2 protein-coding genes are annotated in these 1,459 nt (G+C 65.9%); one reads left to right on the top strand and one right to left on the bottom strand.

Going from position 1 to position 1,459, the window contains the following annotated elements:
- On the bottom strand, positions 1-726 hold a 726-nt coding region (locus D7X55_RS39400; RefSeq protein ID WP_199747346.1), incomplete at its 3' end, for a hypothetical protein.
- A gap of 435 nt (positions 727-1,161) precedes the next feature.
- Here D7X55_RS39400 and D7X55_RS39395 point away from each other — a divergent pair.
- A complete protein-coding gene (locus tag D7X55_RS39395; protein WP_199747345.1) occupies positions 1,162-1,371 on the top strand; it encodes a hypothetical protein in 210 nt (69 codons plus the stop codon).
- Positions 1,372-1,459 lie beyond the last annotated feature (88 nt).

Below are 1,459 nucleotides of genomic sequence, written 5' to 3'. Positions count from 1 at the left end.
GGGTAGCGGGGGCGCGGGCAGCTGCCACACCTGCTGGAGCAGCGCGAGCATGTCCGGGTCGTGCGTGCCCAGCTCTTCGCGGGTGAAGGGAAAGAAGTCGTTGCGGCCGAAGAGCGCCTCCGAGGTCTCCGCGAAGTACTCCGTCTGCTCGGTCATGGCATAGGCCGGCTCGAACGTGATGGGCCGCTTGGGCCCGCGCGAGCGCTCCACGCAGTCGTAGCTCCGGCTTGCCACCGCGCGCGCATAGAGCGCCGCGAGGCCGGGGTGGTCCCAGCCGAGCACCCGGTCGTGATAGGCGTGGCTGAGCTCGTGGAGCACGAACAGGGGCATCCGCTGGGTCTCCCTTTCGAAGATGGAGACGTTCGCGAACTCGATGCCCTTCAGCATCGCCGGGATGCGGCCGTGCTGGAGCATCCACTGTTCACCGGCATGGTACGAGGCCCTCGGCTCCTCGTTGGGATAGGGCGGCGACAGCCACAGCGTCACCTTGCGCAGCTGAGCCACGGGGCCCGCGGGGATGAGCTGGACGACCTCCTTGAGCTGCGCCGCCAGGAGCACCAGGGCCTTGTTCGTCACGGCCTTGTTCGCCGGCGTCAGCAGGCGGTCATCGATGCGAACCGTCCAGCCCTCGAGGGTCCGGGTCTGGAAGGTGCGAGTGGGGCTGGCCGCTGAGGCGACGCAAGCGAATGCCAGCGCCGCCAGGAGGAGCCATCTGGGAGAGTGCATGCCCCATCATACGCAAGGGTTTCTCGACAGCCTGCTAGAGTTCCAAACCCGCGAGGAGCGTGTCCTTGTCCTGATTCATCGCGTCACAGTCAATGGCCTTGAGCAGGCTCACGCGCTTGTTCCTCTGATGGGCAGGACATACGCGTTCAGGCCGTTGTCGAGCTTGAGTGTGTACGTCCGCACCTTGCCGCTACCCCCCGACCACGCCCAGGTAGATACAGGCAATGAGGGAGACGAAAGCTCCGTGAGAGGCAAAGCGCTGGGTGTTCCAGGCCGTCACGGTTGTTGGCAACCAACCGTAGCACTCGCGCTTTCGCTGTGAACTCGGCCGGAGGCGGATTGACGCCGGCAGGACAATCTTTCCGTGCACACCCCGCGGCTTACCGGGAGCACAGTGGGTTGCGGCAGTTGCTCTCCCGGGAGAGCATGTCCCCAATGACTGCTTCTTCCGAGCACGGAGGCCCGGCGGCGCTCGACGCACCGGATGTCGTGGGCACCTTCAAGGGCCGCACGCTGGGCGTGGCCATGGTGGGCAATGTGCTGGTCATCGCGCACAACGCACTGCGGCCCGCGCAGGACGAGTGGGACCGCTACTGCGACCTCGTCGCGGAACCTGTCAACGTGAGTGAGACAGCGAGTTCGTGAGATTACTGCGCAACCTCCAGTGAGTTGGCCAACCGGGCGGGGTTGTTGATCCAGACGGCACTCGGCAGCGTCTGCGGCTTGGGTGGGC

Origin of the sequence: Corallococcus sp. AB049A (assembly GCF_003668885.1) — a bacterium.
Classification (GTDB): domain Bacteria; phylum Myxococcota; class Myxococcia; order Myxococcales; family Myxococcaceae; genus Corallococcus; species Corallococcus interemptor.
This window is presented reverse-complemented; position numbering and strand designations above follow the sequence as displayed.

Excerpts from the sequence above, each read along its gene's own strand:
- D7X55_RS39395 (WP_199747345.1), top strand. The coding sequence starts at position 1,162 with ATGACTGCTTCTTCCGAGCACGGAGGCCCGGCGGCGCTCGACGCACCG.